This is a genomic window from Yersinia sp. 2466 StPb PI (genome assembly GCF_041538325.1).
GTDB classification, from domain to species: domain Bacteria; phylum Pseudomonadota; class Gammaproteobacteria; order Enterobacterales; family Enterobacteriaceae; genus Yersinia; species Yersinia enterocolitica_E.
The window spans coordinates 232,083-257,958 of record NZ_JAULSL010000001.1; the positions used below are offsets into that span (position 1 = coordinate 232,083).

Genomic DNA, 25,876 nt, shown 5'->3' on the forward strand with positions numbered 1-25,876 from the left:
TATGACGCGGCTAAGGCAACAGGATATTAACGTATGAAACAACTGTATTGGAACATCTGCGGTGAAGGTGATTGCGATCTTGTGCTGCTGCACGGATGGGGGCTGAACGCCGAAGTCTGGCATTGCATAATTGATAGACTCGCGCCGCATTTTCGTCTGCATTTGGTGGACCTCCCCGGTTATGGGCGCAGCAAAGATTTTGGTGCGATGCCACTGTCTGATATGGCGGCAATTGTCTTACAACAAGCACCACCGCGCGCCTTGTGGCTCGGTTGGTCGATGGGCGGGCTGGTGGCCAGTCAGATAGCTTTGACTCAACCAGAGCGCGTGCGTGGGCTGATAACTGTCTCCTCCTCGCCATGTTTTACTGCGCATGATGAATGGCCGGGGATTCGGCCGGAAGTCTTGGCTGGTTTTCAGCAACAGTTAAGTGAGGATTTTCAGCGTACCGTTGAGCGTTTTCTGGCATTGCAAACTTTGGGGACGGAAAGTGCACGACAGGATGCCCGTTTATTGAAAGCGGTGGTGCTACAACACCAGATGCCAGAGGTGGAGGTGTTAATCGGCGGGCTAGACATTCTGCGTACTGCAGATTTACGACCCGCACTGGCCAAATGCACTCTACCTTTGTTGCGTATTTATGGTTATCTGGATGGGCTGGTGCCGCGGAAAGCGGCTTCGTTATTAGATAGTGCCTGGCCGCAGAGTCAATCGGTGGTGATGAAGGGAGCAGCTCATGCCCCTTTTGTTTCTCATCCTGATGATTTTTCAAAATTACTTATAGATTTTTCAGCACATGTTGACGCTAAAATCACACTGGAATAGCTAACTGCCACAGATTTAAGGCCTTAGCACATAGAGATGAATGGAATTTAATGCGTAATTTAATGGCTAAATATTAAATTTACTTAATAATTAAGAAGGTTCAAATTGGCGCATCCCCGCGCACTGGTATGGGGAGAGCCTTTTCTTTAGAGGTGTGGGCGGCCACTGCGCGTGGCGTAACATCAGCCAACTGTCTTGAATTAAATCAATATCATCTTTGTTTTTCTTACTGTTTTTATACGCATTAACCCTTCACTTGTGAGGTATTCGGTATGCATTTATTGAAAAATCTGGCTATTGCTCTGGTTGTGACCGGGGTTTCTTTTGGCGCGATGGCGGCGAAAGAAATTACTAAAGAAGAAGCGAAGAATTACGAGAAGATTGGCACCATCACCACGTCGGGTCAGGCAACATCGCCGATGGATGTGAAAGAAGAGCTGTCGAAAATGGCGGATGAGAAAGGCGGTAAGTATTATGTGATCATCGCCGAGCGTGAAAAGAAGAAATTTGACGCTGATGCCGATGTTTATAAGTAATAAAAAGGCAGAGATGCCCATCGGGCATCTCTTTTTGTAACTTAATGATGATTTTTTATTTTATAAATCACAGTGTTACATTTATTTTTTCCTTCAGGGCAGCTCTTGCAACTGCCCGTCAGGCACCCACTATTATCTTGCTCAATGCGTTCAACCTTGCCCATTGCCGTCAGCCTTTCTAGCATGGCCTCAACCAGGGGTAAAGGTGTTGCCAATTGCTGGCTTAGTTGACTCGCTCCCACACTACCACTGAGCGCGATGGCATCGCGTAATTGGAGTAGGCTCGCCATCATGCCTCCTGTTGTAACAAAAGCGGTTTGTTAATGGCAATCATTGCTTGCACTCTGACAACAGCTCGCAGGTTTACTGTTTTGCAACCTGACAGTTACCCGGCTCCGCGCGCGGCGCAATCCAAACAAGATCAATGCATTAATCACCATAACCACCGCAATAATCATTAGGCTTTGTTGCGGGTGCTGGTGAAACGTGGCGGCTTGGTAGAACAGGGTTGCCAGTGAGTAGGCCACATTTAACCCCCACAATATTGAGAAGGTCATCCAGCCGCGGCTGGTTTCCCGAGCGATAGCCCCCATGACTGAGACGCAGGGCACATAGAGCAACACAAATATCAGGTAGCTATAGGCAGCAATACTGGAACCGAATTTACTGCTCATCATGCCCATCGAACCGGCTGCCATTTCACCATCACCTTTGCTGGCTTCAATGGGATTGGATAACACGCTAAGGCTAAAAGTATCTTTTAAGCCCTGCCAGGTAGTTTTAACCGCCCCGACCAATTCGCCCGGTAAGTTGAAGCTCTCGGCATCAAAGGGTTCATTCTTAATCTGCTCTGCGGTATAGAGAGTATTGAGTGTCCCTACCACCACTTCTTTTGCCATGGCGCCGGTCACTAACCCCACGGTTGCCTGCCAGTTATCGCCATGAACACCCATGGGTGCCAGCAGTGGCGTCAGCACTTTACTGACTGAGGCCAGTGCTGAGTCATTGATGCTATCTACCGGTTTGCCACTGAAAGAGAAGCTGTTCAGGCCGCCGATGAAGATACTGGCAATGACAATCACTTTCCCTGCGCGCAGGACAAAACCTTTTAACCGTTGCCAGGTTTGCAATAATAAACTCTTTAGATGGGGCACATGATAAACCGGCAGTTCCATCACAAAGGGTGAGGCTTCGCCACGCATAATGGTGTATTTCAGCACCAGCCCAGTGAGGATGGCGACCGCGATACCCAATAGATAAAGAGAGAAAACGATACTGGCCCCATCCTGACCGAAGAATGCCGCCGCGAAGACGGCAAAAATCGCCAGCCGTGCGCCACAGGACATAAAGGGTGCCATCATGATGGTTATCAGGCGTTCGCGTTGCGCATCCAGTGTTCGTGCACCCATGATCGAGGGCACATTACAGCCGAAACCGACAATCAGTGGTACGAAGGATTTACCCGGTAACCCCAGCGCCTGCATCAGCCGGTCCATAACAAATGCGGCTCGGGCCATATAACCGGAGTCTTCCAAAAAGGAGAGAAACAGGTACATCATGCCAATTTGTGGCACCAACGGCAGCACGGTATTAATCCCGCCCCCCACGCCTTGAGCGAGGAAGATGGTTAACCACTGTGGGAAATGCAGCGTATAACCCACCCATTGCAACCCCTGAATAAAGATAGCCGCAGAGCCGATATCAAATATGGGTTGCAACGCCCCACCGATATTGATGGCTAAGACAAACATTAAATACATGACAAACAGAAAGATCGGGACACCTAACCAGCGATTAAGGATCACTTTATCAAGCGCTTGTGTCAGGCGGTTCGGTTCCGCTTGCTGCGAGTTACCGACCACATCACAGATGCGGGCAATACTTTGATAGCGGGCATCGGCTATCACCAGCTCGGGATCTTCGTGTTGGCTTGCTCGCAGATTTTCACGCGCTAGCGCCACGATTGAGGGCGCTATGCCTGCACGTGCCAGGCTATAGATATCACCTTCCAATATTTGCAGTGCCAGCCAACGGCGCTGCTGTACCGGCCAGGACTCAGGCATGGCCTGTACCAACTTATCTACTTCACTGAGTAGCACTGGCGGGTAGTTAACCAAAGCCTTAAAGGGAATCGGCTGAAGTTCATCAATACTGCTTTTTAATTCATTGATACCCTGCCCGCGAGTGGAGACCAGCGGAATAACCGGGCAACCTAACTGCTGAGATAATGCCTTGATATCAATATCGATATGTTGGCTTTTGGCAATATCCAACATATTGAGCGCCACAATACAGGGAATACCCAATTCAACCAGTTGCAGTGTCAGGTAGAGATTGCGCTCCAGATTCACCGCATCAATGACATTAATCAGCAGGTCAGCTTCACCACTTAGAATGTAGTGACAAGCAATTTGCTCATCCAGCGAGGTTTGCTCAGAAATGGTGGTCAGGGAGTAGGTTCCCGGCAGGTCAACCAATGTCACTTGATGTTGCGCGGTAGTGAAATGGCCTTCTTTGCGCTCCACCGTAACCCCGGCCCAGTTCCCCACCCGTTGGCGGGCACCGGTTAACTGGTTAAAAAGGGTGGTTTTACCTGCATTGGGATTGCCGATCAGGCCGATTGTGAGTGCTTTCATGATCCAACGTGATATTAGTAAATTAAAATCAGACTACGCAGGGGGGCTTTGACACGCAGCCCGGCAGCCAAAATAGGATGTTGACCCGCAATATTAGGGTTGCAAGTCCAGCGTAAGCAGATCTAAGTCTTTTTTCCGTAGCACCAGACTGACGCGGCGGGTCTCTATCTGAATGGGGTCACCTAATGGCGCGAGGCGGACAACATTAAACGAAGAGCCGGGCAGCATACCCAGTGACAATAATTTCTGCCGGTAAGCCGGGCTGATTTCAGGCGAGAAACCAACAATTTTATAGGAACGCTGCGGGATAAGATGCATAGGTGCCTCTTGTTATTACGTTATTGGCGTACCAAAATTCAGAGTGATATGACTCTAAAAGGTAATAGATAAAATAATAATAGTAAGAATCGTTTTCATATTCAACTAAGGTGAAATACTCAAAGGTAAGTATTCGTTACTATTTCATTTTTATATACCCGTCATACTTCCATCTGCCTGTGTGTTGGCTACGCTCACTAACCCGAATCACTTACTCATGTAAGCTTATCGGGATTATCTCGCTTGCCGCCTTCCTGCAACTCGAATTATTTAGGGTATAATTAATGAGTCTGATTTTTATTTATGCTTGTTTTACCATCAAATTAACATAATCGCAAATGAAAATAATGAGTTAAATCAGTTAACTGAATGTTTCCATTATGCCCTGTTAGGGCAGTTAAATACCGATTGTTAACATAATTAATTCACTCACATTTTAATAAAATAACATTCGGATTTTAATTAACTCACAGAATGTCTTCATAATTATTTATAAATTAGAGTGAATAATTGACGAAATTAACCCTCATGTTAAATAGATTGTTAAATTAACGCCGATTTAATCATGATGTAAACGTCATTTCGCAGCAGAAAAGAATCGCGTGCTAATTAATTTAAAAGATAAATCTTCAGCTTTATAGAAGAAAAGGATATGAGAGGAAATATTAAAGATGTCGCGATAATTTGAAACAAAAACGTAAATGAAAAAAGGGCCACCAACGTGGCCCTGAGTAGAGATATCAGCGTTTTTTAAATGCCGCCGCCAGTGCATCACTCATGGCGCTGTTGCTACCAGAATTACTGTCTGCCCGGCCCTTGGCTGCTGGGCGACTGTTCGCATCATTGCTGTTACGAGGCTGGCTGGCACCACGATTGTCATTACGACCATTGGCGCTGCTATTCGCACTATTAGCGCCATTGTTACCACGACGCGAGCCGCCTTCACCAGGCTGTTCATCAAGGCGCATGGTCAGGGCAATGCGCTTGCGTTGCAAATCCACTTCCATGACTTTCACTTTGACGATATCCCCGGCTTTCACCACCTTATGTGGGTCATCGACAAACTTATCCGCCAGTGATGAAATATGTACCAAACCATCCTGATGAACACCAATATCAACAAAGGCACCAAAGTTGGTCACGTTAGTGACCGAGCCTTCGAGGATCATGCCCGGAGTCAGGTCATTGAGCGTCTCTACACCTTCAGCGAAGGTTGCAGTTTTGAACTCAGGGCGTGGGTCACGGCCTGGCTTTTCTAACTCGCGTAGAATATCGGTGACCGTCGGGACACCAAATTGCTCGGTGGTGAAATCACGCGCATTAAGATTACGCAGCGCGGTAGCATTACCCATTAGGTCCTGCAATGCCTGTTCAGTTGCAGCCAAAATGCGCTCAACAATCGGGTAGGCTTCTGGATGCACGGTTGATGCGTCCAGCGGGTTATTGCCATGATTGATACGCAGGAAGCCGGCACACTGCTCGAAGGCTTTCGGCCCGAGGCGGCTGACTTTGAGCAATTGCTCACGGTTATGGAAGCGGCCATTCTCATCACGCCAGCTAACAATGTTTTGCGCCATCATGCGGGTTAAACCCGCAACCCGGGTCAGTAACGGCACCGACGCGGTGTTTAAATCCACACCCACGGCGTTTACGCAGTCTTCCACTACTGCATCCAGCTTTTTCGCCAGTTGGCTTTGGCTAACATCATGTTGATACTGGCCGACCCCGATAGATTTCGGGTCAATTTTTACCAGTTCAGCCAGTGGATCTTGTAACCGCCGGGCAATAGACACTGCACCACGGATGGAGACATCCAGATCTGGGAACTCCAGCGCCGCCAACTCCGAGGCGGAGTAAACCGAGGCTCCAGCTTCGCTGACAATCACTTTTTGCGCGGTGACTGCCGGATACTGTTGCTGTAGCTCGACAAAGAAACGCTCGGTTTCCCGCGATGCCGTACCATTCCCGATAGCCACCAGTTCAACCTGATGCTTGATGCACAGGGCGGCCACCACGGCGGCGGCTTTGGCAGCCTGCCCGGTATGAGGGTAGATGGTATCAAAGGCAACCAGCTTGCCGGTAGCGTCCACTATCGCCACTTTTACCCCTGTACGCAGGCCTGGATCAAGGCCCATGGTGGCGCGCATGCCGGCTGGGGCTGCCATCAACAGATCTTGCATGTTACGGGCGAATACGTTGATTGCTTCATCTTCGGCTCGTTCGCGCAGGGTACTCATCAGCTCGGTTTCCAGATGCATCAGCACTTTGATACGCCAGGTCCAGTTGACCACCGCTTTGCGCCAACCGTCTGCTGGCGCATTATTCAGCCGCAGGTCGAGATGGTTAATAATTATCTGCTCGCCCTGACTTTCGCGCGGCGGTTCGTCAAACTGCGGATCCGGATTTAGCGCCAGTTGCAGCACACCTTCATTACGTCCACGGAACATTGCCAGTGCGCGGTGAGAAGGGACTTGGGCGATAGGTTCGTGGCTGTCAAAGTAATCGCGGAATTTAGCGCCTTCCTGCTCTTTGCCTTCCACCACTTTTGCTACCAAATGGGCATTTTTCCACAAATACTGGCGCACTTTCGCCAGTAGGGTTGCATCTTCTGCAAAGCGCTCCATCAGGATATAGCGTGCACCATCCAGTGCCGCTTTCGTATCTGCAACACCTTTATCGGCATCAACATAAGCGAGAGCAACCTGTTCTGGCTCTTGCTGTGGGTCATGCCATAAACTGTCCGCCAATGGTTCCAGACCGGCTTCAATCGCAATCTGACCACGGGTGCGGCGCTTCGGTTTATAAGGGAGATATAAATCTTCAAGCTCAGTTTTACTCATGGTGCCATTGATGGCACCGGCCAACTGCTCAGTGAGATTGCCCCTTTCTTCAATTGATTTAAGAATGGTTTGGCGGCGCTCTTCGAGTTCACGCAGATAGCCCAAACGACTTTCCAACTGGCGCAACTGGGTATCATCCAACCCGCCGGTAACTTCCTTACGATACCGCGAAATAAACGGCACGGTATTACCTTCATCAAGCAGGCGGATAGCAGAGATAACTTGCTCCGGCCGCGCCTGTAGTTCGCTTGCAATAATGCTGCTCAGTTGTTCATTCATAAGTCTGATGTCAAGTCTGATAGTGAGTAGGAAAAATGGCAGAAGATAGTTATACGGATTGCCCGGATAAATTGCCAGTAGAGCGGCAGCAGAGCTTGAGGTAACGTGGACTTATCGGTAAAAAGTTAGGGTATAGTAGAAGCATCAATGCCAAAGGGATAATTATATGGCGAAAAGTAATTACATTACCCGCGAAGGCTGGCAGGCGCTGGATCGTGAATTGCATTATCTGTGGCGGGAAGAGCGCCCGGTGGTAACACAGGCGGTGTCTGAAGCCGCAGCAATGGGTGACCGTTCGGAAAACGCTGAATATATCTATGGTAAGAAGCGGCTACGAGAGATTGATCGCCGGGTACGCTTTTTGACCAAACGCCTTGAGGTGCTGAAAGTTGTCGACCCTGACCCGCGTCAGGAAGGAAAAGTCTTTTTTGGTGCCTGGGTGCGGGTAGAAAATGAATTAGAAGAGCAGCGCATCTTTCGCCTGGTTGGGCCGGATGAGTTTGATCCGGCAAAAAAATGGATTTCTATCGATTCACCGGTTGCCCGTGCCTTAATTGGCAAGCAGGTGGAGGATGAGGTGACGGTTCAGACACCAAATGGTGAAGCAACCTACTGGATATTAGAGATCCGCTACCGCCCATTTGACGAAAGTGTTGATAATTAGGCACAACAATAAGCTTTGTAACAATTTCGACTAGAATGTATACCATAAAAAGCTGTCTGTTATACACGTCATACTTCAAGCTGCATGTGTGTTGGCTTCCTTCGTTCACCCTCCGTCACTGACTCATGTAAGTGACCGAGGGCTCGCTCAGTTGCCGCCTTCCTGCGACTCGAATTATTTAGGGTATAAAGTAAGTTTTTTTAACAATGTACAGGTTCGAGCAATACGGCCTTTGGGAGTAATAAAATGCAAGAGAATCACAAGATTCTGGTCGTTGATGACGATATGCGCCTGCGCGCGCTGTTGGAACGTTACCTAACAGAGCAAGGTTTCCAGGTGCGCAGCGTTGCCAATGCTGAACAGATGGATCGCTTGCTGACCCGTGAGTCTTTCCACCTGATGGTGCTTGATCTGATGTTACCGGGTGAAGATGGTCTATCTATCTGCCGCCGTCTGCGTAGCCAAAGTAACCCGATGCCGATCATTATGGTGACGGCTAAGGGTGAGGAAGTTGACCGTATCGTCGGATTGGAAATTGGTGCTGACGATTATATTCCTAAGCCATTCAACCCCCGAGAATTACTGGCCCGTATTCGTGCGGTGTTACGCCGTCAGGCTAACGAGCTACCGGGTGCACCTTCACAGGAAGAAGCAGTGATTGCGTTTGGTAAGTTCAAACTCAATTTAGGCACGCGCGAGATGTTTCGTGAAGATGAGCCTATGCCACTGACTAGCGGTGAGTTTGCGGTGCTGAAAGCCTTGGTGAGTCATCCACGTGAGCCGTTGTCACGCGATAAGCTGATGAATCTGGCCCGAGGTCGCGAATACAGTGCGATGGAGCGTTCCATCGACGTACAGATTTCACGTCTGCGGCGTATGGTCGAGGAAGATCCGGCGCATCCGCGCTATATCCAAACTGTATGGGGCTTGGGCTACGTATTTGTACCGGACGGCAGTAAAGCATGAGGCGATGGCGCTTTTCTCCACGTAGCTCATTTGCCCGAACCTTATTACTGATTGTGACCTTGCTGTTCGTCAGTCTGGTCACCACGTATTTGGTGGTGCTGAATTTCGCCATTTTGCCCAGTTTGCAGCAGTTTAACAAAGTGTTGGCGTATGAAGTTCGTATGCTGATGACTGACCGGCTGCAATTGGAAGATGGCACGCTACTTGAAGTCCCGCCGGCGTTTCGGCGTGAGATTTACCGTGAATTGGGGATTTCGCTTTATACCAATGCTGCGGCGGAGGAAAGTGGCCTGCGTTGGGCACAGCATTACAAATTTCTCAGTGATCAAATGGCCCAACAATTGGGTGGGCCAACCGATGTTCGGGTCGAAGTTAATAAAAACTCCCCTGTTGTCTGGCTAAAGACGTGGTTATCGCCGGATATTTGGGTACGAGTGCCATTAACTGAGATCCATCAGGGCGATTTCTCGCCACTGTTCCGTTATACCCTGGCAATTATGTTATTGGCTGTAGGGGGAGCCTGGCTGTTTATCCGTATTCAGAATCGGCCATTAGTTGAGCTGGAGCATGCCGCTTTGCAGGTGGGTAAAGGGATTATTCCGCCACCGCTACGGGAGTATGGTGCGTCAGAGGTGCGTTCGGTTACCCGGGCATTTAACCAAATGGCCGCCGGCGTGAAGTTGTTGGCGGATGATCGGACCTTGCTGATGGCTGGGGTTAGCCATGATTTACGCACGCCGTTGACCCGTATTCGTTTGGCGACTGAAATGATGAGTGAAGCCGATGGATACCTTTCTGAGTCAATCAATAAAGATATCGAAGAGTGCAACGCCATTATTGAGCAATTTATCGATTATCTACGTACCGGGCAGGAGATGCCGACAGAGTCGAGTGATTTGAATGCCGTACTCGGTGAAGTGATCGCGGCTGAAAGTGGTTATGAGCGGGTAATTGAGACTGATTTGTGTGCAGGTGAAGTGCTGGTGGATATCCATCCATTATCGATTAAGCGTGCGTTGGCCAATATGGTGGTGAATGCGGCGCGTTACGGTAATGGCTGGATAAAAGTCAGTAGTGGCACTGAGCTACAGCGTGCGTGGTTCCAGGTTGAGGATGACGGCCCTGGTATCAAGCCTGAAGATTTGAAGCATCTGTTCCAGCCTTTTGTGCGTGGCGATAGCGCGCGGAGTACCAGTGGTACTGGACTGGGCTTGGCGATTGTGCAGCGGATTATTGATGCCCACGCCGGTTCGTTGGATATCGGTACCAGTGAGCGAGGCGGTTTACGGATCCGGGCGTATATTCCGTTGCCGTTAGATATGAAGGCGAAGCCACCTGCGGTAGTGTGAGTTTTATTTTGGTTATTTAGTATGGTGATCAGGTTCGGTTGATATGAGTTAAGTGCCTAATTTACCTCCGTAGCCTCAACCGAGCAGGAGGGCAAGCCGGCCCTCCTGCACCTGCGGCTTGCGCGAAATATTGCCCTACGGGTAAACCGCCTACGTCTTTCGTGCTGACGAGCCAGCGCGATTCGCTCCTGCTCAAGCGCGCTTTTCGCGGGCGTCCATGCCCGCTCACTTTACCCTCATTCCTTGTCGGCAATATTCCTGATTGCGCTCAACGTCAAAACCATCATTTTTTGCTGTTGATTTCCTCTTTTGACTTTCAAAGCACATTTGAGCTGCCGAATGAAGAGTGAAGGTAGGACGCGAGGCAGGGAAGCCGAGCGAGCCGTGCTTGAGCAGGAGCGAATCACGGCGGTCCGTGAGCCGAAACGATGAGTGAGGGAACCCACGCAGTGGGCAGGCGATACGTGCGAAGCGCGGGATTCCACAAGGGTGCGCGCCCGCACCCTTTGGCGGTTGAGGCAACGGAGACAAGTTAATCACTGAACTCATATCAACCGACCCGGATCACTGAACAACTAATAATGAACACCCGACCCCGATCACTCATCCACCAAACCTGATCTAATCCATTTTTGATTGGCGAAAAACAAAAGGGACACAAATGTGTCCCTCCCATAATCATTACAAAATCAACGCTAACTTAGAGCTTTGGCCCTGCGCTAACCAATGCAGCACCTGCTGGGGTATCAGTATACTTATCAAAGTTAGTGGTAAAACGCTTCGCCAGATCTTCGGCTTTCTCTTGCCACTGTGCCACATCAGCGTAAGTGTCACGAGGATCGAGGATCTCTGGGTTCACGCCCGGTAATGCCGTTGGCACCGCCAGATCAAAGATTGGCAGAGTGAAGGTTTCTGCTTTATCAATCTCACCGTTCAGAATGGCGTCAATGATGCCACGGGTATCCTTGATAGAAATACGTTTGCCAGTGCCATTCCAGCCAGTATTGACCAGATAGGCTTGTGCGCCCACCGCTTGCATACGTTTAACCAGCACTTCTGCATATTGTGTTGGATGCAGCGACAGGAAAGCTGCACCAAAACAGGCTGAGAAGGTCGGTGTTGGCTCAGTTACACCGCGCTCAGTACCAGCCAGTTTAGCGGTGAAGCCAGACAGGAAGTGATACTGGGTTTGATTTGCTGTCAGGCGTGATACTGGTGGCAATACACCAAAGGCATCAGCAGTCAGGAAGATAACCTTAGTGGCATGACCCGCTTTAGAAACCGGTTTAACGATATTTTCAATGTGATAGATCGGGTAAGAAACACGGGTGTTTTCCGTTTTGGAACCATCATTGAAATCAACGGTACCATCGGCCAGTACTACCACGTTCTCCAGCAAGGCATCACGCTTAATAGCATGATAAATATCCGGTTCTGCCTCTTCAGATAACTTGATGGTTTTGGCGTAGCAGCCACCTTCAAAGTTAAATACGCCGTCATCATCCCAACCATGTTCGTCATCACCAATCAACTTACGTTTCGGATCAGTCGACAGCGTGGTTTTACCGGTACCAGACAGACCGAAGAAGATAGCCACATCGCCTTTCTCGCCGACGTTGGCCGAGCAGTGCATGGAAGCAATGCCTTTCAGTGGCAGCAGGTAGTTCATCATCGAGAACATACCTTTCTTCATTTCGCCGCCATACCATGTGCCGCCAATGAGCTGCATACGTTCTGTCAGGTTAAAGGCAACAAAGTTCTCGGAATTCAGACCTTGCTCTTTCCAGTCTGGGTTGGTGCATTTAGCGCCATTCATGACGATAAAATCAGGCTCGAAATGGGCCAGTTCTTCGTCTGATGGGCGGATAAACATGTTTTTGACAAAATGAGCCTGCCACGCGACTTCAGTGACAAAGCGAACTTGCAGGCGAGTATCGGCGTTAGCACCGCAGAAAGTATCAACAACAAACAGACGCTTACCGGACAGTTGCTCGGTTACCAACCCTTTCAAGTGGCTCCAGGTTTCCTGACTCAGTGGCTTGTTATCATTTTTGCCTTTGCCCTGATCGGCCCACCACACGGTATCTTGAGTGATGGCATCGCGGACAATATATTTATCTTTTGGCGAGCGGCCGGTAAAAATCCCGGTATCTACCGCTATTGCTCCTGTGGTGGTGAGGATTCCGCGCTCGTATCCTTCAAGCGTGGGTTTGGTCTCTTCCTGGAACAGTAAATCATAGCTTGGGTTGTAAACAATCTCGCTGACGTTATGGATGCCATAGGCGGCGAGCTCCTGCGGGGTAATTCCTTTAACACTCATGTCATAACTCCTGGATCGTCAATTTTCTACCAGCGATTGTAAATCCTCATCTCTGATTAACAGCGATAGCTATCAAATATTTCAACATATGACCTATTTTTCGCTAGGTTATGAGAGATAGGACACGGATTGTCGCAAGTATGAAACGCCAGAAGAAATAGCTGGGCACGAGTCAGCACCCAACCAATCATTATGCTTATTAATGAATTTGTTCTGAGGAAGTGCTGTTACCACTCTTTAATGAGGCGATATCAACGGCATCAAACAGGTAGTGATTGCCGCAATACTCACAATGCATATCAATATTGCCATCTTGTTCCAGCATTTCGGTGATGTCATCTTCCGACAGTGTGACTAATGCATCAGCACAACGCTCGCGGGAACAGGTGCAGCAGAAACTGACGTTTTGCGGCTCATATAACGTCACTTCTTCCTGATGATATAAACGATACAGCACTTCATTCGCTGGCAGCGTAAATAGCTCCTCAGCTTTGATGGTAGTGGTAAGCTGTGCCAGGTGATCAAACTCATCTTCATTACGCTCTTCGGCTGGTAACACTTGCAGCAACATCCCGCCCGCAGCGGCTTTACCTTCCACACTGCCGGTACGAATAAACAGGCGTGTTGGTAATTGTTCCGACTGCATAAAGTAATTTTCCAGACAGGCGGCGATAGTCTCCCCTTCCAGTGCGACCACACCCTGATAGCGCTCGCCCTTTGCCGGGGTGATAGTGATAACCAGATAGCCGTTGCCGACCATCTCTTTCAGTGTGCTTTCATCGCTGATTTCACCTTTAAAGCGGGCGACACCCCGCATCTGCTGCTGGTTATTACCGTTAATCACTGCCAGTGACAATGGGCCATCCCCTCCTTGTAACTGCACGGTAATATCACCATCAAACTTGAGCGTGGCGGTCAGTAAACTGGTTGCGACCAACATCTCACCCAACAGTTTTTGTACCGCTGGTGGGTAATCATGATTGGCTAATACTTGCTGGTAGGTTTCATTGACTGAAACCAGCTCACCGCGCACAGCATGGTTAGCAAACAGATAGCGGTGTAATTGGTCGTGATTAGACATGGTTTTCTCTCTTTCTGGCTGCAAGCAAAGCCGTCATCTTTCAAGTTGCAGGTGTGTGGGCTGCCGTCCTGCATGTTGAAATCTATAGGGTTTACTCAGACTCGCCTTGTTTAAATTTGATCAGGTTGCGACGCTCTTTTTTATCCGGCCGTCGGTCAGGATGTGGCATGGTCAGGGCATTCAGTTTACGCGCCTGTGCCACCTTATCGCGATTGGCAATACTGGCTTCAGTCTCTTCATACAATGCCTGTGCTTCGCTTGCACCACGGCGTTGACCGTGTAATGCCAATACCCGCACCGTGCGTTCATCATTGCCCTGACGCAGGCGGATTTCAGCATTCAGTTCAACCAACTTGCTCGGTTTACCGCGCTGGCCGTTGTAGTGGACTTTACCGCCATCCACCATTTCCCGGGCGATTGCTCTGGTTTTATAAAACCGGGCTGCCCAAAGCCATTTATCCAGCCGAACCGATTCGTCAGAAACTGCTTTATCCTTCATGAATACTCCTGCCTGTTATCTCCGTCATATTTCACGTCGCATGCGTGTTGGTCGCCTTGTTGCAACGCGAATTATTTAGGCTATAGGGCTAAACATCTTTTTAGTCACCACGTAACTGTAGCGCGGGTAATAGCTTACGGTAATCATTGATTGCAGGGTGGCTGTGAAATGCTTTGTCAGCACAACTGGAATCCGGGTTTTCTATACCCAGACAGTAGCGGATACCGAATGTGCGCGCGGCATCCAGAATCGTTTCACTGTCATCGACGAATAAGGTTCTGGCCGGATTCAGCCCGGTATGCTGCGCGACAGCTTGCCACAGTCGTTGATCTTCCTTCGGATAACCAAATGTATGGGTGGAAAGTAATAAATCAAGGTGCTGGTCAAGTGCAGTATGCTCAATTTTGACTGCCAGACTGTGTGGATGGGCGTTGGTGAGCAAAATGGTTTGTAACCCTTGCTGGCGTAAACTGGACAAAAACGGCTCAGTATCCTGGCGCAGACGAACCCGGTTACCCGCAGCCGTGGTCATGGCGTAAATATCTAAGTCCAACCGTTCACTCCAATAATCGAAGCAATACCAGTTTAAGGTATGTTGCACTGCCAAGTATTCATCATGAATAATTTTGTGGGCCTGCTCCAGCGGGATCCCTCGGTGTTGGCTAAGGGTTTCCGGCACCTGCTTTAGCCAGAAATGGCTATCGAACTCCAAATCCAACAGGGTGCCATCCATGTCCAACAGCACGGTATCAATCTCTTGCCAATTAAATTCTGGGGGCATAGCGGCTCCACAATCACATTATTTTTATGCAAACAAATAATACGGGTTACAACGAATACCAGCGCCATCAGGGTGATGTCCCGATAACAGCCACAGATAAAGTTAGCCTAGCATATCAAAGTTACAGAGCCAGCCAGAGATGAATGATATGGCCTGAAAGAAAGCTAACGCAGGAAAGGCGCAGGAGTGAGGGTCTGGTTAAAACAATTATCATAATAGCGTTGAATATTATCCATCCGGTTACGGTTTCGTAGTATCCGTTGAATTAATAAAGTGATATTCACGGCCAGACAGGCAATCAGTATTAGCAGCAATAGGCTGGTACCCAGATAGCGGCCGAGTGTGACGATATCCGGCTCACTGTGTAGCGCGATATGCCGTGTGCCATTGGCATCAATGGTGATATTGGTAATGATGCCTTCTGCCTTAAACTGAGTATTAAGTAGCAGCCCGGAGAGCCGTTGTAATTCCCGCCACTGCTCCAGTGCGCTGTAATCAAACATGGGGACGGCAGGGGCAGGGTGATTAACTAACTGCTTACCTTCATCACTGGTTAGCAAGAAGCCACCCGGCGGCGGGCTATTTAATGCTTCAGTTGCCAAATGCGTTTCACGATAAACAAACGATGAGGTAGCGGTTTTAACCAGACTTTCCAGGGTATCGGCACTGACTGGGCGCAACAGCACATTCATCCCTTTCAATGTGCCAGATTGTGCTCGTTTAACCAGCCCCGGCCAATTCTTGGCATTACCTAAGTTAACCAAGGCATTTTTCAGGCGGACACAGTCGCTATCTCCACCGCATAATGCCTGTGTTTTTAAAACGATATCTGCAAAATCATTCAGTAAAATCATGCCAGATTTTTCAATGGCGGTTGCCAACTGTGGGTTGACGTTGGCACCAGTACCTTGCGGATGCAACTGCTGATTGACTGTTGCCACCAGTGCGGCGGCTTTTTCAATGGTGTCAGATTCAGGTTGTGGCAGTGGTGCTGCGTTATTCCAATAGATCCCAGAACAATCAAACGGCGTAAAAACAAAACTATGCGGATTTTGAGTATTCGGCGGGACATAACACATACCGGTACCCTGAGCTTTCAGCATATCGCCGATGCGCAGAGGCATTTTATCCAGAGCTTCAACACTAGTAACTTGCTGGCTTTGTGCGCCTTGCAACCAGGCAATACTCAATTTCAATGGCAAGCTGAGCGGCACATAGATTAGCAATAACACCATTATTAACAGTGAGCCGGCAATAAGCGTCAGGTTTTTCCCCCAGCGCTGTAACGGGAAATGTTTCATTTCGTCATGCAGGGATAAAAAAGGCCCCTGACGCACGACCTGACGGTTGAGATAGATATCAATGTTGGTTTTCTTGCCCAGGTCATGAGCAAAATAGGGCCCCCAATGGGCCGGATAAATCAGGTCGACAATCCCGAGCGAGATGTTATTCATCTGCCCTTGGTTCGATTCACCAAACAGCCCCCAGCGCTTTGGCGTACCGCTCAAGCAATGGACTTCACGCAAATCTTTTTCAGATAACGGGCGGAACATATTCCAGCATGCCCAACCGGTTAACGTTATCGCCACAATAATCAGCCAGGGCAGTGTAACCGCCGGACCGGTGAGTGCGAAAAACAGTAATAACAATGCCAGACAGATCGCAGCGGCTTCTTTTAAGCCATTAGCACCATGTAAGGCATATTCTTCGGGTGTTTCCTTGCGGATATTCAACAGCTCTATATGTTCGCTGTCCGCTTTGCGGATTGAGGCATTTTGCGCTGGAGAAGGCAAGATAGGCTGGTAGCTATTCTCAGCCTGGTGATTTTTAAGCGTATTCCCATTAAGGGAGATCACCAAAGGAATCGTCTGCGTTTGGATAAGTTCTACGTCATTATCCTGAGCGATATATTGTTCCCACGAAGCCGGTAGGTGAACTTCAATCGAATCAAGGTAATAACGCCATTTATTGGGTTCGTCACTCGCCACGCCGTAGCGGGTGATGGCGCGGGTAACCGAATAAACATTTTCGCTTTGTGGAGTTAGAGTCAGCTTTGCTGGCGCAAGATTGCTGTTCGTCAGTGTGCGGGTGTCAAAAGTTGACTGGGATTTGAATCCGAGCTTCTCTTGCTGACCGAGCAGATAATTCTCAATATTAACCCGTTCTTCCGCGGTGAGTTTACGGTGAATAGGTTTAGCGAACGGCAGTATTGCAGTTACGGGGGCGGGGTGGCGGAATCGGAACCACCATAACAAACCTACCGCGATCAGACTGGTCAACAGTAAGGCCAATATTAAGACTATTGTGCTCATCCCATCCCCATCCGAGCGCCTCTGACTTACGTCAACTCTATGAAAGAATGCATATTATGCGTAAAAACAGTACCAAGGCATATAACAGAGTCATTCAGTGAACTAGCATTTTACACGCTATTATTCATCAAAAAACCTAATGCAAGTGCTCTTAAACTGCCCGTAGATTGATAAGGATAGCAAGGCTAAAACAGCGGTAATATCAGCATAATCCTATTTTCAAACACATTTTTTAACGTGTGTTGAGTGAGGGTAGGATGAAATTTAACCGGTTGAATCTTGACTAAACTCGACGTCATGTTAAAAACAGGTAAATTATATCTAACTGAGATTGCGATAAAGGTTCTCACTAACGCACAATGTGATCAAGTTCTAATAAATTCCAGTATAAAGTGTTGGGTTAATCGTTATCGGCAAAAAGTGGCTTACTAAGTAACCATAAAATAGCTCTGGTTATCCTGATGCAAGTCCGATAGGCGGTGAGTATTTAAATTGGGGCTATCATGAAACACCTGCAAAAACCTAAAATTCTTAAAATAGAAACGGTTGCCCACTCCCGCTTGTTTACTGTTGAAGCGGTGGATCTGGAGTTCAGTAATGGCGTACAACGCGTTTATGAACGAATGCGGCCATCAAACCGTGAAGCGGTGATGATAGTGCCGATTATTGGCGATGATCTCCTGCTGATTCGTGAATATGCCGTGGGTATTGAAGAGTATGAGCTGGGCTTCCCCAAAGGGTTGATTGATCCGGGCGAAGGTGTGCTGGAGGCGGCGAATCGTGAACTGATGGAAGAGGTTGGCTTTGGTGCTAAAAGCTTTGATTATCTCAGTAAGCTGACGATGGCTCCGTCCTATTTCTCTAGCAAAATGAATATTGTTATTGCTCATAACCTCTATCCACAAAGTCTGGAGGGTGACGAGCCGGAACCCCTGCCACAAGTCCGCTGGCCGATCGCCAATATGATGGCACTGCTGGATGAGCCTGATTTTCGCGAGGCCCGTAATGTTAGTGCCCTTTTTCTGGCTCAGGCATTTCTTAATAAGTAATGGTCAGAGATAAAAAAGCCGGGACTCTGTTACGAGCTCCCGGCTTTTATATTGGCGCTGCTCCGTCTTGATACTCAGGCCATCAGCGTTTACAGAACAACTCCATCAGAACAACTCGTGAGTCTGCCCGTTATCCATTAGAGTCGTCCCTGCTTCATGTACTGAATACTCGGTGGGTTGTGTCCCCTCGATAAAGTACTCTGAACGACTGCCTGGTCCGCCACTGGATAACTTACCCGTCTGCTTATCAATCACTACGCTGACAATACCCGGCGGTGGAGAAACCGGTTTTTCTGGCAAACCTTCAAGGGCCGCTTTCATAAAGTCATCCCATGCAGGTTGTGCACTCTTCGCCCCACCTTCAGCACCAGAGATCTGATCTGATATGGCCCCTGATGCAGAGCTGCGGCCTAAGTCGCGGCGATGGTCATCGAAGCCAATCCAGACGGAGGTCACGGTATCCGGGCCGTAGCCAGAGAACCAAGCATCTTTTGAGTTGTTAGTGGTACCGGTTTTACCGCCAATATCCTTGCGTTTCAGGTCACGCCCGGCACGCCAGCCGGTACCCATCCAACCCGGTTCCCCGAAGATATTTGAGTTCAACGCATCACGAATCAAAAAGGCCAACGGCGTGCTTATCACATGGGGTGCGTATTGCTGGTCACCGTTGAGCTTGGCCTGTTCGGGCGTCACTTTTTCTAACTCAGGCATTGGCACATTACTGGCGTTATTGTTCTGCGAGGTGGCGACGTTTTCGATGTTATCATCAGACAGAACAACTGAGCGCTGAGTGTCACCGTAAATAACCGGTAAGTTACACTCTTCACAGACAATCTTCGGTTTCTCTTCGAACAGCACATTGCCCACATCATCAGTTATCTTGGTGATGAAATAGGGATCGACCAGATAGCCGCCGTTTGCCAACACGGCATAACCACGGACTAACTGCAATGGCGTAAAGGAGGCGGAACCTAATGCCAGGGATTCTGAGTGCACAATATTTTGTGCTGGGAAACCAAAGCGTTGCAGGTATTCAGCCGCATAATCCACACCCATGGCACGCATTGCCCGCACCATCACCACGTTCTTCGATTGACCTAAACCTTGGCGTAAACGAATTGGGCCATCGTAAGTCGGTGGTGAGTTTTTTGGCCGCCAATCGGTACCTGCACCAGCATCCCAGCGCGTAATTGGCAGGTCATTGAGGATGGTTGCCAGCGTCAGACCTTTGTCCATTGCCGCGGTATACAGGAAGGGTTTGATATTCGAACCGACCTGGCGTAGTGCCTGTGTCGCACGGTTAAATTTACTTTGGTTAAAGTCAAAACCGCCGACCAGCGCTTTAACCGCACCATTGTTTGGATCGATAGAAACCAAGGCTGAGTTAACGTCCGGCACCTGTGCCAGCCACCAATTATCTTCTACTTTTCTTACCCAAATCTGCTGGCCAGGCTGCACCACATCGGTCACTTGTTTTGGTGTTGGCCCTTGGGCGTTATCCGATTTAAACGGACGTGCCCAACGCATGCCGGACATTGGTAAGGTCACGTTGCTGCCATCTGCCAACAGTGCCGTTGCTTGCGTCGTATTAGCTTCGGTCACCACCGCAGGCAGCAGTGGGCCATAGACCGGCAAGGTTTTCAGTGAATCGATAATCTGCTCGCGGCCCCATGCGCTTTCGCCCACTTTCCACAACACATTGGACGGGCCTCGATAACCATGGCGCATATCATAAGCCAGCACATTGGCACGCAATGAGTCGACCGCCGCCAACTGGAGCTTTCTGGTTATGGTGGTATAGACCTGATAGCCGTCGGTATAGGCATTCTCACCGTAACGCTTAATCATCTCCTGCCGCACCATTTCTGACAGATAAGGTGCTGAGAAGGCGATTTGCGGAGCATGGTAGTTGGCAACCAGATCTTCACTGCGCGCCTGATCGTACTGCGCCTGGGTGATGTACTTTTCATCCAGCATACGCGAGAGCACTACGTTACGGCGTGCCACTGCTCTGTCATGTGAATAGAGCGGGTTGAAGGTGGATGGCGCTTTTGGCAAACCGGCGATCATCGCCATCTGGCTGAGGGTCAACTCATTGACTTCTTTGCCGAAATAGACCTGAGCTGCCGCACCGACACCATAGGCACGGTAGCCGAGATAAATCTTGTTCAGGTACAGCTCAAGGATTTCATCTTTGGTCAGTAACTGTTCGATACGAATGGCCAGAAAGGCTTCCTTGATTTTACGTATCAAAGTCCGTTCCGGGCTTAAGAAGAAGTTGCGAGCCAATTGCTGGGTAATGGTACTTGCCCCTTGTGAGGCACGCCCAGAAACCATAGCAATTGAGGCAGCACGTAGGATCCCAACCGGGTCCACACCGTGATGCTCATAGAATCGGCTATCTTCCGTAGCAATAAATGCATGCACCATTTCTGGTGGAATTTGTTTTAATGTCAACGGGATACGGCGTTTTTCACCGTATTGAGCGATCAATTCGCCTTCGGCGCTATACACCAACATAGGTGTTTGCAGCCGGACATCTTTCAGCGTGGCAACATCGGGTAGCTGTGGCTCAATATATTTGTACAGGCCAAATATCGAGGCTGCTCCCAGTAAAATGCAACACACTGTAAGGATCAAAAAATACTTTACGAACTTCACCTGAGATTTCCCATTCAATGTCAATTGGGCAGTTTATAAACAACCGCGCCGTAGTATAAAGGCAAGCCCGTAACATGGATACGTTCTTTTATTGTCTCTCGACATGGAGGTCGACAAAGATGTACTCACAATATTGGCAGGTTGGGCTAGATATTCAAATAGATGCTATACGCGCTTTGGCTGTTGTCAGACGCCGCTATGGCTGGCAACTGCGCTACTGGTGGCATCAAACCTTACCTTCTGGCGTTTTGCGGGAGGGTATTTTACAACAGCCAGATATGGTTAGCGACAAACTCAAATTATTGCGTAAACAATTACCAAAACATATTTCATTACGTATCGCATTGCCCGCACAGCGCATATTGCAACACACTATTCCGACACCGGACCGGCGTTTACGCGAACCGCAGCGTGATGGTTTTATCAAAGCCGCAGCAAGTAAGGTCTTTCCGCTCGGCAGTCAGGCTTTAGCCCTCGATTATCGTAGTGAAACCACAGCCAGTAGTGAGTTAATCATCACCGCCGCCCGTCAGTCAGAAGTTCAGCAATGGCAGGCGTGCTTGCATCAAGCGGGTTTACCTTCCGATATGATTGATATTACCCCCTGTGCTCTTCGTTATATGGCGATGGCGGCAGGATTATCGGGACCATATTGGTTGGTTCACCGTTTGGAGAGTGAGTGGCTGTGGGTGTCATCGGCTGACATGCCGTTTGACTTTGGTGTGGTAGCAGCCGACTCAGAGGATGTAGCACCAGGCCAGCCGCCTACTACATTCAATCCATTACCGACGTTGCTGAGACAACTTCAGGCGCGTTATCCCGAGCAGAGTGGAATACCGATAACGGTGTATTACAGTAATGTGGTGGATGATGCCCCGGTTGAAAATACCACCGGCTGGTCACCCTTTACGGCTTTTGCCCAGTATCAACCGCCACTGCCGCCATCCCCCGCTGCATTTATTCTGGCCGGAGGGCTGGCATTACGCCCGGCAGACGACTGATGTATCAAGTTAATTTTTCGTTATGGCGTGCAGAACGTCAATCATCCCGTTACCGTTTTTGGCGCAATCTAGGTTTATGCCAATGCCTATTTTTAGCCATCCTACTGGTTGTAATACAACTGCAATCACGGGTAGTAAATTTCAGCCAACAAATCCGTCTGGCAGCGCTATCCCAGCAGCAAATAGCCTTAGGCCAGCACCATCAAGAGGTGCAACAGGCAATGGCACAACTACGGCATCGGGAACAGCTCGCTCAGATTTATCGTCAGGCCCACCAACTTGCCCAGCGATATTCAATATTATTGCAGCAGCTATCGCAGCAAATTCCAGATAGCTGCTGGTTGGTCAGCCTGATACCACAAGGCGATAAGGTGGTTTTTGAGGTAATTAGCCAGAGTTATGCCGCAATTAATCTCTTTGTAGTGCGTTTAGGCCGCTCGCCTCTCTTCACAACAGTGCATTTACAAAAAATTGCTCAGCAGGATGACGGTAATTTTCGCTTTGCGGTTTGGGCCGACTGGCAGGACAGAGATAGTGATGAAAGAGGTAGTGATGAATAAGCGGCTGCAACATTGGATGGATAGGCCGGGTTGGCAAATCTTGATAGGGCAGTGGGTTTTTCTTGGGCTTTTAAGTGTAATGGCTTATGGCATGTTATTACGTCCTGCATGGCAACAGCAGAGGCTCACCGCAGATAAGATTATTCAACATCAGCAACAGGTTGATCATCATCAGGCGGCTTTGGCACCGTTACCCTCACTTTCTCTGGTTCGTCAGCAAATGATGGTATTGAAAGAAAGGGAGGCATCGTGGTTGTCACTTGATAGTTCAATGGCCCATCTGACCGATGAATTGATTGCCCCGTTTGGCGGGCAAGTCATTCGCTGGCAGCGACAATCCGGGCCAGTTGGCGAGGCCGCAGTGGATTCCATAAGGCACCAACAGTGGCACGCTACTCTGCGGGTCAATTTCTATGGATTACTCCATTTATTTCGTCAACTAGCCGAAATCCCCACCCCTGTTCAGACCCAGCTGGTTGAGATTAATAGTGATAATTCCGTACTGTTGGTGAAATTAAGCCTGAAAGAATATCTCGCAGGTGGCGTCAATGAGTAGCGGCAAAGGGAGCACGGTATGGGGCCTCTAAAGATAGTCTCTCTGATAATCGTATCACTGGCACCTGTGGCTTATGCCGACCCCTTATTGACCGCCACAGGGCGTAATCCTTTTCAGGACCTATCAGCACAGCCATGTGATGGTGAGCGGGAGAAACTCACTCATTGGCGATTACAAGGGGTTGTCAGGGGAGGAGATTACTCTTCTGGTTGGATACTGCGGCCAGAGGGCCGCTGGCAGAAGCTAGTGGTCGGCTCACGGCTATTGTCAACTTGGCAAGTTACCCATATTGGCTCACGGCAGGTGAGCCTACAGAATACTGGCTTAGTTGGCTTTTGCTCTGGATTATCGGAGCCAGAGGTGCTGCTGATGCACTAACTAACGGGTTGTTTTAGATAATTATTATCATCACTAAAGAGCTTAGCTGGGCAGCATAAGCACTCTTACCGTTTCAAATATACAGGACATAAAAGGAATTAGTCTGATGAATGTTTCTACTACGAAAACCCGGAGTGGGCTTACCCCAACACTCAGTGCTGGGGTGATGATGCTGCTGCTGGTATTACTCACAAGTCGTGCCTTTAGCGCAAAAAGTGGGCCGCCGGTAACCCTGGAGTTTCAAGATGCGCCGATAGCGGTAGTGTTGCAGGCACTGGCGGATTATCAGCAACTGAATTTAGTCATTGCCGCTGGGGTTGACGGTAATCTCAGCCTGAGATTGGCGGATGTTCCGTGGGAGCAGGCTTTGGCGATTATTTTGCGTATGGGCCGTCTGAAAGTAGAGCGCGAAGGGTCGGTAATGATGGTTTTTACCGAACAGGAGATACAAGAAAGACAGCAACGGGCGGAACAGAAAGATGCATCTGAGTCCCTAAATAATTTCTCACTGGCCTTGCAGTATGCTGATGCTGAACAAGTTGCCGACAGTTTGACTCTTCCTGAAGGTGGGTTGCTATCGCCACTGGGTAGCGTAGTGGTAGATAAACGTACTAATACATTATTAATTCGCGATACTCCCGCCTCTTTAGCACTATTGAAAAGTTGGCTGGCAGAGATGGATTTGCCTTTACAGCAAGTGCAGTTAGCGGCACACATCGTAACTATGAGTCGGGAAAATTTGCATGAACTTGGTGTGCGTTGGGGTATGGACGAAGCAACGCAGCCCCGTGCGCTGAGAGTGAATAATTTTAATGTGAATTTGCCACTCCCCAATAGCGCCCTCAGCGCTGGATTCAATGTTGCCCGTATCGGCGGGCGTCTGCTGGAACTGGAATTGAGCGCGCTGGAGCAAGAAAATCAGGTTGATATTATTGCCAGCCCTCGGCTGGTGACATCCCATCAGCAAACTGCCAGTATCAAGCAAGGTTCTGATATTCCTTATACGGTCTCGCGGGGTAAAAAAGGGGTGCCTACTATTGAGTTTAAAGAGGCAGTATTAGGGATGGAAGTGACACCGAAAATACTGCGTAATGGCAAGATTACTCTAAACTTGAAAATCAGCCAAAATATGCCCGGAATGGCAATTAAACGCGGAGATAGTGAAGCTTTATTAATAGATAAGCAGGAAATAAAAACCCAAATAACCGTAAACGATGGGGAAACTATTGTGCTTGGGGGGATTTTCCAGCAAAAAAATAGTCAGGGAATTAATAAAGTGCCCATCCTGGCCGATATCCCTTGGCTGGGCGCGCTGTTCAAACAAGACACCCAACAACAAAGTCGGCGGGAGTTAGTGATTTTCATCACGCCAAGGCTAATCAGTGCTTGAGCCTTATGGGGGGGTGTTTTATGAAAACAGACCAATCTTGGTGACTTTCTGCAACTTTTTGTGTGATAGGAGGCTTCTAAATTTGACGCTGCCTCCGATTTAGCTTACAAGGGTTACCGAATTGAGCTCCGAGGTTTTAATAACGTTGATACGCCGATAAAAACGTATGGTTTCCCTCCCACGACGTGTACAACGATTTATTCGGTTGCCAAACTACCAGAAGTGCTGAGATAATTTTCCGTCTGATCTCGCACTATCGCTCATGAGGTTTCAGTTTAGGTCCCGCCGCTGATTTGATTGGCGGGGCGGGTTATCATTAACGAATAGTCTTAGTAATACCAAAAACATGGCAGAGAAACGCAATATCTTTCTGGTTGGGCCTATGGGTGCCGGCAAAAGCACTATTGGTCGTCAGTTAGCTCAGCAACTCAATATGGAGTTTTTCGACTCTGATCAAGAAATTGAGCGACGTACCGGAGCTGACGTGGGCTGGGTATTCGACGTGGAAGGCGAAGAAGGTTTCCGCGATCGTGAAGAAAAAGTTATTAATGAACTGACGGAAAAACAAGGCATTGTTCTGGCAACCGGTGGTGGCTCTGTTAAATCCAGAGAAACCCGTAACCGTTTGTCAGCCCGTGGCGTTGTGGTTTATTTAGAAACTACAATCGAGAAGCAGTTGGCCCGTACACAGCGCGACAAAAAACGTCCGTTGTTGCAGGTTGATGCGCCTCCACGTGAAGTGTTAGAAGCACTGGCAAAAGAACGTAATCCGTTGTACGAAGAAATTGCAGATGTCACCATCCGCACTGACGATCAAAGCGCGAAAGTTGTTGCTAACCAGATTATCAACATGCTGGAAAGTAACTGATTTTAGC

At 48.9% G+C, this 25,876-nt stretch carries 22 protein-coding genes; 12 read left to right on the forward strand and 10 right to left on the reverse strand.

Annotated elements, in window-relative coordinates; all coding sequences use genetic code 11:
• Window positions 1-33 precede the first annotated feature (33 nt).
• Together bioH and Q2T72_RS00910 are read left to right on the forward strand one after the other, a co-directional pair.
• Window positions 34-825 (forward strand): pimeloyl-ACP methyl ester esterase BioH, encoded by a 792-nt coding sequence (bioH, locus tag Q2T72_RS00905; RefSeq protein WP_372568490.1) that lies wholly within the window; start codon window positions 34-36, stop codon window positions 823-825.
• 272 nt (window positions 826-1,097) lie between these two features.
• On the forward strand, window positions 1,098-1,361 hold the full coding sequence (locus tag Q2T72_RS00910) for a YdgH/BhsA/McbA-like domain containing protein (protein WP_372568491.1): 264 nt from the start codon (window positions 1,098-1,100) through the stop codon (window positions 1,359-1,361).
• 41 nt (window positions 1,362-1,402) lie between these two features.
• On the opposite strand, the gene Q2T72_RS00915 is transcribed toward Q2T72_RS00910, so the two are convergent.
• From Q2T72_RS00915 to Q2T72_RS00930, 4 genes are all read right to left on the reverse strand, one after another.
• Window positions 1,403-1,651 carry a FeoC-like transcriptional regulator gene (locus tag Q2T72_RS00915; protein WP_083161241.1) on the reverse strand — a complete coding sequence of 83 codons (249 nt, stop codon included), beginning with the start codon at window positions 1,649-1,651 and terminating at the stop codon, window positions 1,403-1,405.
• Between the two features lie 30 nt (window positions 1,652-1,681).
• A complete protein-coding gene (gene feoB / locus Q2T72_RS00920) occupies window positions 1,682-3,997 on the reverse strand; it encodes a Fe(2+) transporter permease subunit FeoB (protein WP_083161240.1) in 2,316 nt (771 codons plus the stop codon).
• Window positions 3,998-4,090: 93 nt separating this feature from the next.
• The gene (gene feoA, locus Q2T72_RS00925) at window positions 4,091-4,315 is read right to left on the reverse strand and encodes a ferrous iron transporter A (protein WP_005186094.1); all 225 of its coding nucleotides are present in this window, start codon (window positions 4,313-4,315) and stop codon (window positions 4,091-4,093) included.
• 740 nt (window positions 4,316-5,055) lie between these two features.
• Window positions 5,056-7,434 (reverse strand): Tex family protein, encoded by a 2,379-nt coding sequence (locus Q2T72_RS00930; RefSeq protein ID WP_372568492.1) that lies wholly within the window; start codon window positions 7,432-7,434, stop codon window positions 5,056-5,058.
• Window positions 7,435-7,600: 166 nt separating this feature from the next.
• Here Q2T72_RS00930 and greB point away from each other — a divergent pair, with 166 nt between their 5' ends.
• The 3 genes from greB to envZ all read left to right on the forward strand — a co-directional run bounded on the left by greB (window position 7,601) and on the right by envZ (window position 10,413).
• Window positions 7,601-8,098 (forward strand): transcription elongation factor GreB, encoded by a 498-nt coding sequence (gene greB / locus Q2T72_RS00935; RefSeq protein ID WP_005186101.1) that lies wholly within the window; start codon window positions 7,601-7,603, stop codon window positions 8,096-8,098.
• A 246-nt stretch (window positions 8,099-8,344) separates the two neighbouring features.
• The gene (gene ompR, locus Q2T72_RS00940; protein ID WP_004709363.1) at window positions 8,345-9,064 is read left to right on the forward strand and encodes a two-component system response regulator OmpR; all 720 of its coding nucleotides are present in this window, start codon (window positions 8,345-8,347) and stop codon (window positions 9,062-9,064) included.
• Window positions 9,061-10,413, forward strand: coding sequence for a two-component system sensor histidine kinase EnvZ (envZ, locus tag Q2T72_RS00945; protein ID WP_083161238.1), 1,353 nt, complete (start codon window positions 9,061-9,063; stop codon window positions 10,411-10,413). The genes ompR and envZ overlap by 4 nt, the downstream gene beginning before the upstream one ends.
• Before the next feature lie 700 nt (window positions 10,414-11,113).
• On the opposite strand, the gene pckA is transcribed toward envZ, so the two are convergent.
• The 5 genes from pckA to Q2T72_RS00970 form a co-directional block, all read right to left on the reverse strand.
• Window positions 11,114-12,733, reverse strand: a complete 1,620-nt coding sequence (gene pckA, locus Q2T72_RS00950; protein ID WP_083161237.1) for a phosphoenolpyruvate carboxykinase (ATP) — start codon at window positions 12,731-12,733, stop codon at window positions 11,114-11,116.
• 199 nt (window positions 12,734-12,932) lie between these two features.
• On the reverse strand, window positions 12,933-13,814 hold the full coding sequence (gene hslO, locus Q2T72_RS00955; protein WP_372560316.1) for an Hsp33 family molecular chaperone HslO: 882 nt from the start codon (window positions 13,812-13,814) through the stop codon (window positions 12,933-12,935).
• Window positions 13,815-13,905: 91 nt separating this feature from the next.
• Window positions 13,906-14,313 carry a ribosome-associated heat shock protein Hsp15 gene (gene hslR, locus Q2T72_RS00960; protein WP_083161235.1) on the reverse strand — a complete coding sequence of 136 codons (408 nt, stop codon included), beginning with the start codon at window positions 14,311-14,313 and terminating at the stop codon, window positions 13,906-13,908.
• A 100-nt stretch (window positions 14,314-14,413) separates the two neighbouring features.
• Complete coding sequence (yrfG, locus tag Q2T72_RS00965; RefSeq protein WP_083161234.1) at window positions 14,414-15,094, reverse strand: GMP/IMP nucleotidase; 681 nt, start codon at window positions 15,092-15,094, stop codon at window positions 14,414-14,416.
• A gap of 164 nt (window positions 15,095-15,258) precedes the next feature.
• On the reverse strand, window positions 15,259-17,406 hold the full coding sequence (locus tag Q2T72_RS00970; protein ID WP_372568493.1) for an intracellular growth attenuator family protein: 2,148 nt from the start codon (window positions 17,404-17,406) through the stop codon (window positions 15,259-15,261).
• A 503-nt stretch (window positions 17,407-17,909) separates the two neighbouring features.
• Here Q2T72_RS00970 and nudE point away from each other — a divergent pair.
• A complete protein-coding gene (gene nudE / locus Q2T72_RS00975; protein ID WP_083161230.1) occupies window positions 17,910-18,455 on the forward strand; it encodes an ADP compounds hydrolase NudE in 546 nt (181 codons plus the stop codon).
• A gap of 105 nt (window positions 18,456-18,560) precedes the next feature.
• Here the strand turns inward: nudE and mrcA are convergent, their stop codons facing one another.
• Window positions 18,561-21,116, reverse strand: a complete 2,556-nt coding sequence (gene mrcA / locus Q2T72_RS00980) for a peptidoglycan glycosyltransferase/peptidoglycan DD-transpeptidase MrcA (RefSeq protein ID WP_083161228.1) — start codon at window positions 21,114-21,116, stop codon at window positions 18,561-18,563.
• A gap of 119 nt (window positions 21,117-21,235) precedes the next feature.
• Between mrcA and pilM the strand changes: the two genes are divergently transcribed.
• From pilM to aroK, 6 genes are all read left to right on the forward strand, one after another.
• Complete coding sequence (pilM, locus tag Q2T72_RS00985) at window positions 21,236-22,117, forward strand: type IV pilus biogenesis protein PilM (RefSeq protein WP_372568494.1); 882 nt, start codon at window positions 21,236-21,238, stop codon at window positions 22,115-22,117.
• A complete protein-coding gene (locus Q2T72_RS00990; protein ID WP_372568495.1) occupies window positions 22,117-22,677 on the forward strand; it encodes a PilN domain-containing protein in 561 nt (186 codons plus the stop codon). Before pilM ends, Q2T72_RS00990 begins: the two co-directional genes overlap by 1 nt.
• Window positions 22,670-23,233, forward strand: a complete 564-nt coding sequence (locus Q2T72_RS00995; RefSeq protein ID WP_193784849.1) for a pilus assembly protein PilO — start codon at window positions 22,670-22,672, stop codon at window positions 23,231-23,233. Before Q2T72_RS00990 ends, Q2T72_RS00995 begins: the two co-directional genes overlap by 8 nt.
• An 18-nt stretch (window positions 23,234-23,251) precedes the next feature.
• Window positions 23,252-23,611, forward strand: coding sequence for a pilus assembly protein PilP (locus tag Q2T72_RS01000; RefSeq protein ID WP_372568496.1), 360 nt, complete (start codon window positions 23,252-23,254; stop codon window positions 23,609-23,611).
• 169 nt (window positions 23,612-23,780) lie between these two features.
• The gene (gene hofQ / locus Q2T72_RS01005) at window positions 23,781-25,001 is read left to right on the forward strand and encodes a DNA uptake porin HofQ (protein ID WP_102970572.1); all 1,221 of its coding nucleotides are present in this window, start codon (window positions 23,781-23,783) and stop codon (window positions 24,999-25,001) included.
• Between the two features lie 346 nt (window positions 25,002-25,347).
• Entirely contained in the window at window positions 25,348-25,869 is a 522-nt protein-coding gene (gene aroK / locus Q2T72_RS01010) for a shikimate kinase AroK (protein ID WP_004702222.1), read from the forward strand.
• The last annotated feature ends 7 nt before the right edge of the window (window positions 25,870-25,876 follow it).

Excerpts from the sequence above, each read along its gene's own strand:
- envZ (WP_083161238.1), top strand. The coding sequence starts at position 9,061 with ATGAGGCGATGGCGCTTTTCTCCACGTAGCTCATTTGCCCGAACCTTA.
- nudE (WP_083161230.1), top strand. The coding sequence starts at position 17,910 with ATGAAACACCTGCAAAAACCTAAAATTCTTAAAATAGAAACGGTTGCC.
- Q2T72_RS00930 (WP_372568492.1), bottom strand. The coding sequence starts at position 7,434 with ATGAATGAACAACTGAGCAGCATTATTGCAAGCGAACTACAGGCGCGG.
- Q2T72_RS01000 (WP_372568496.1), top strand. The coding sequence starts at position 23,252 with ATGGGGCCTCTAAAGATAGTCTCTCTGATAATCGTATCACTGGCACCT.
- feoB (WP_083161240.1), bottom strand. The coding sequence starts at position 3,997 with ATGAAAGCACTCACAATCGGCCTGATCGGCAATCCCAATGCAGGTAAA.
- feoA (WP_005186094.1), bottom strand. The coding sequence starts at position 4,315 with ATGCATCTTATCCCGCAGCGTTCCTATAAAATTGTTGGTTTCTCGCCT.
- Q2T72_RS00910 (WP_372568491.1), top strand. The coding sequence starts at position 1,098 with ATGCATTTATTGAAAAATCTGGCTATTGCTCTGGTTGTGACCGGGGTT.
- bioH (WP_372568490.1), top strand. The coding sequence starts at position 34 with ATGAAACAACTGTATTGGAACATCTGCGGTGAAGGTGATTGCGATCTT.
- pckA (WP_083161237.1), bottom strand. The coding sequence starts at position 12,733 with ATGAGTGTTAAAGGAATTACCCCGCAGGAGCTCGCCGCCTATGGCATC.
- Q2T72_RS00995 (WP_193784849.1), top strand. The coding sequence starts at position 22,670 with ATGAATAAGCGGCTGCAACATTGGATGGATAGGCCGGGTTGGCAAATC.
- Q2T72_RS00970 (WP_372568493.1), bottom strand. The coding sequence starts at position 17,406 with ATGAGCACAATAGTCTTAATATTGGCCTTACTGTTGACCAGTCTGATC.
- Q2T72_RS00915 (WP_083161241.1), bottom strand. The coding sequence starts at position 1,651 with ATGGCGAGCCTACTCCAATTACGCGATGCCATCGCGCTCAGTGGTAGT.
- Q2T72_RS00990 (WP_372568495.1), top strand. The coding sequence starts at position 22,117 with ATGTATCAAGTTAATTTTTCGTTATGGCGTGCAGAACGTCAATCATCC.
- yrfG (WP_083161234.1), bottom strand. The coding sequence starts at position 15,094 with ATGCCCCCAGAATTTAATTGGCAAGAGATTGATACCGTGCTGTTGGAC.
- aroK (WP_004702222.1), top strand. The coding sequence starts at position 25,348 with ATGGCAGAGAAACGCAATATCTTTCTGGTTGGGCCTATGGGTGCCGGC.
- pilM (WP_372568494.1), top strand. The coding sequence starts at position 21,236 with ATGTACTCACAATATTGGCAGGTTGGGCTAGATATTCAAATAGATGCT.
- hslO (WP_372560316.1), bottom strand. The coding sequence starts at position 13,814 with ATGTCTAATCACGACCAATTACACCGCTATCTGTTTGCTAACCATGCT.
- greB (WP_005186101.1), top strand. The coding sequence starts at position 7,601 with ATGGCGAAAAGTAATTACATTACCCGCGAAGGCTGGCAGGCGCTGGAT.
- hslR (WP_083161235.1), bottom strand. The coding sequence starts at position 14,313 with ATGAAGGATAAAGCAGTTTCTGACGAATCGGTTCGGCTGGATAAATGG.
- hofQ (WP_102970572.1), top strand. The coding sequence starts at position 23,781 with ATGCTGCTGCTGGTATTACTCACAAGTCGTGCCTTTAGCGCAAAAAGT.
- ompR (WP_004709363.1), top strand. The coding sequence starts at position 8,345 with ATGCAAGAGAATCACAAGATTCTGGTCGTTGATGACGATATGCGCCTG.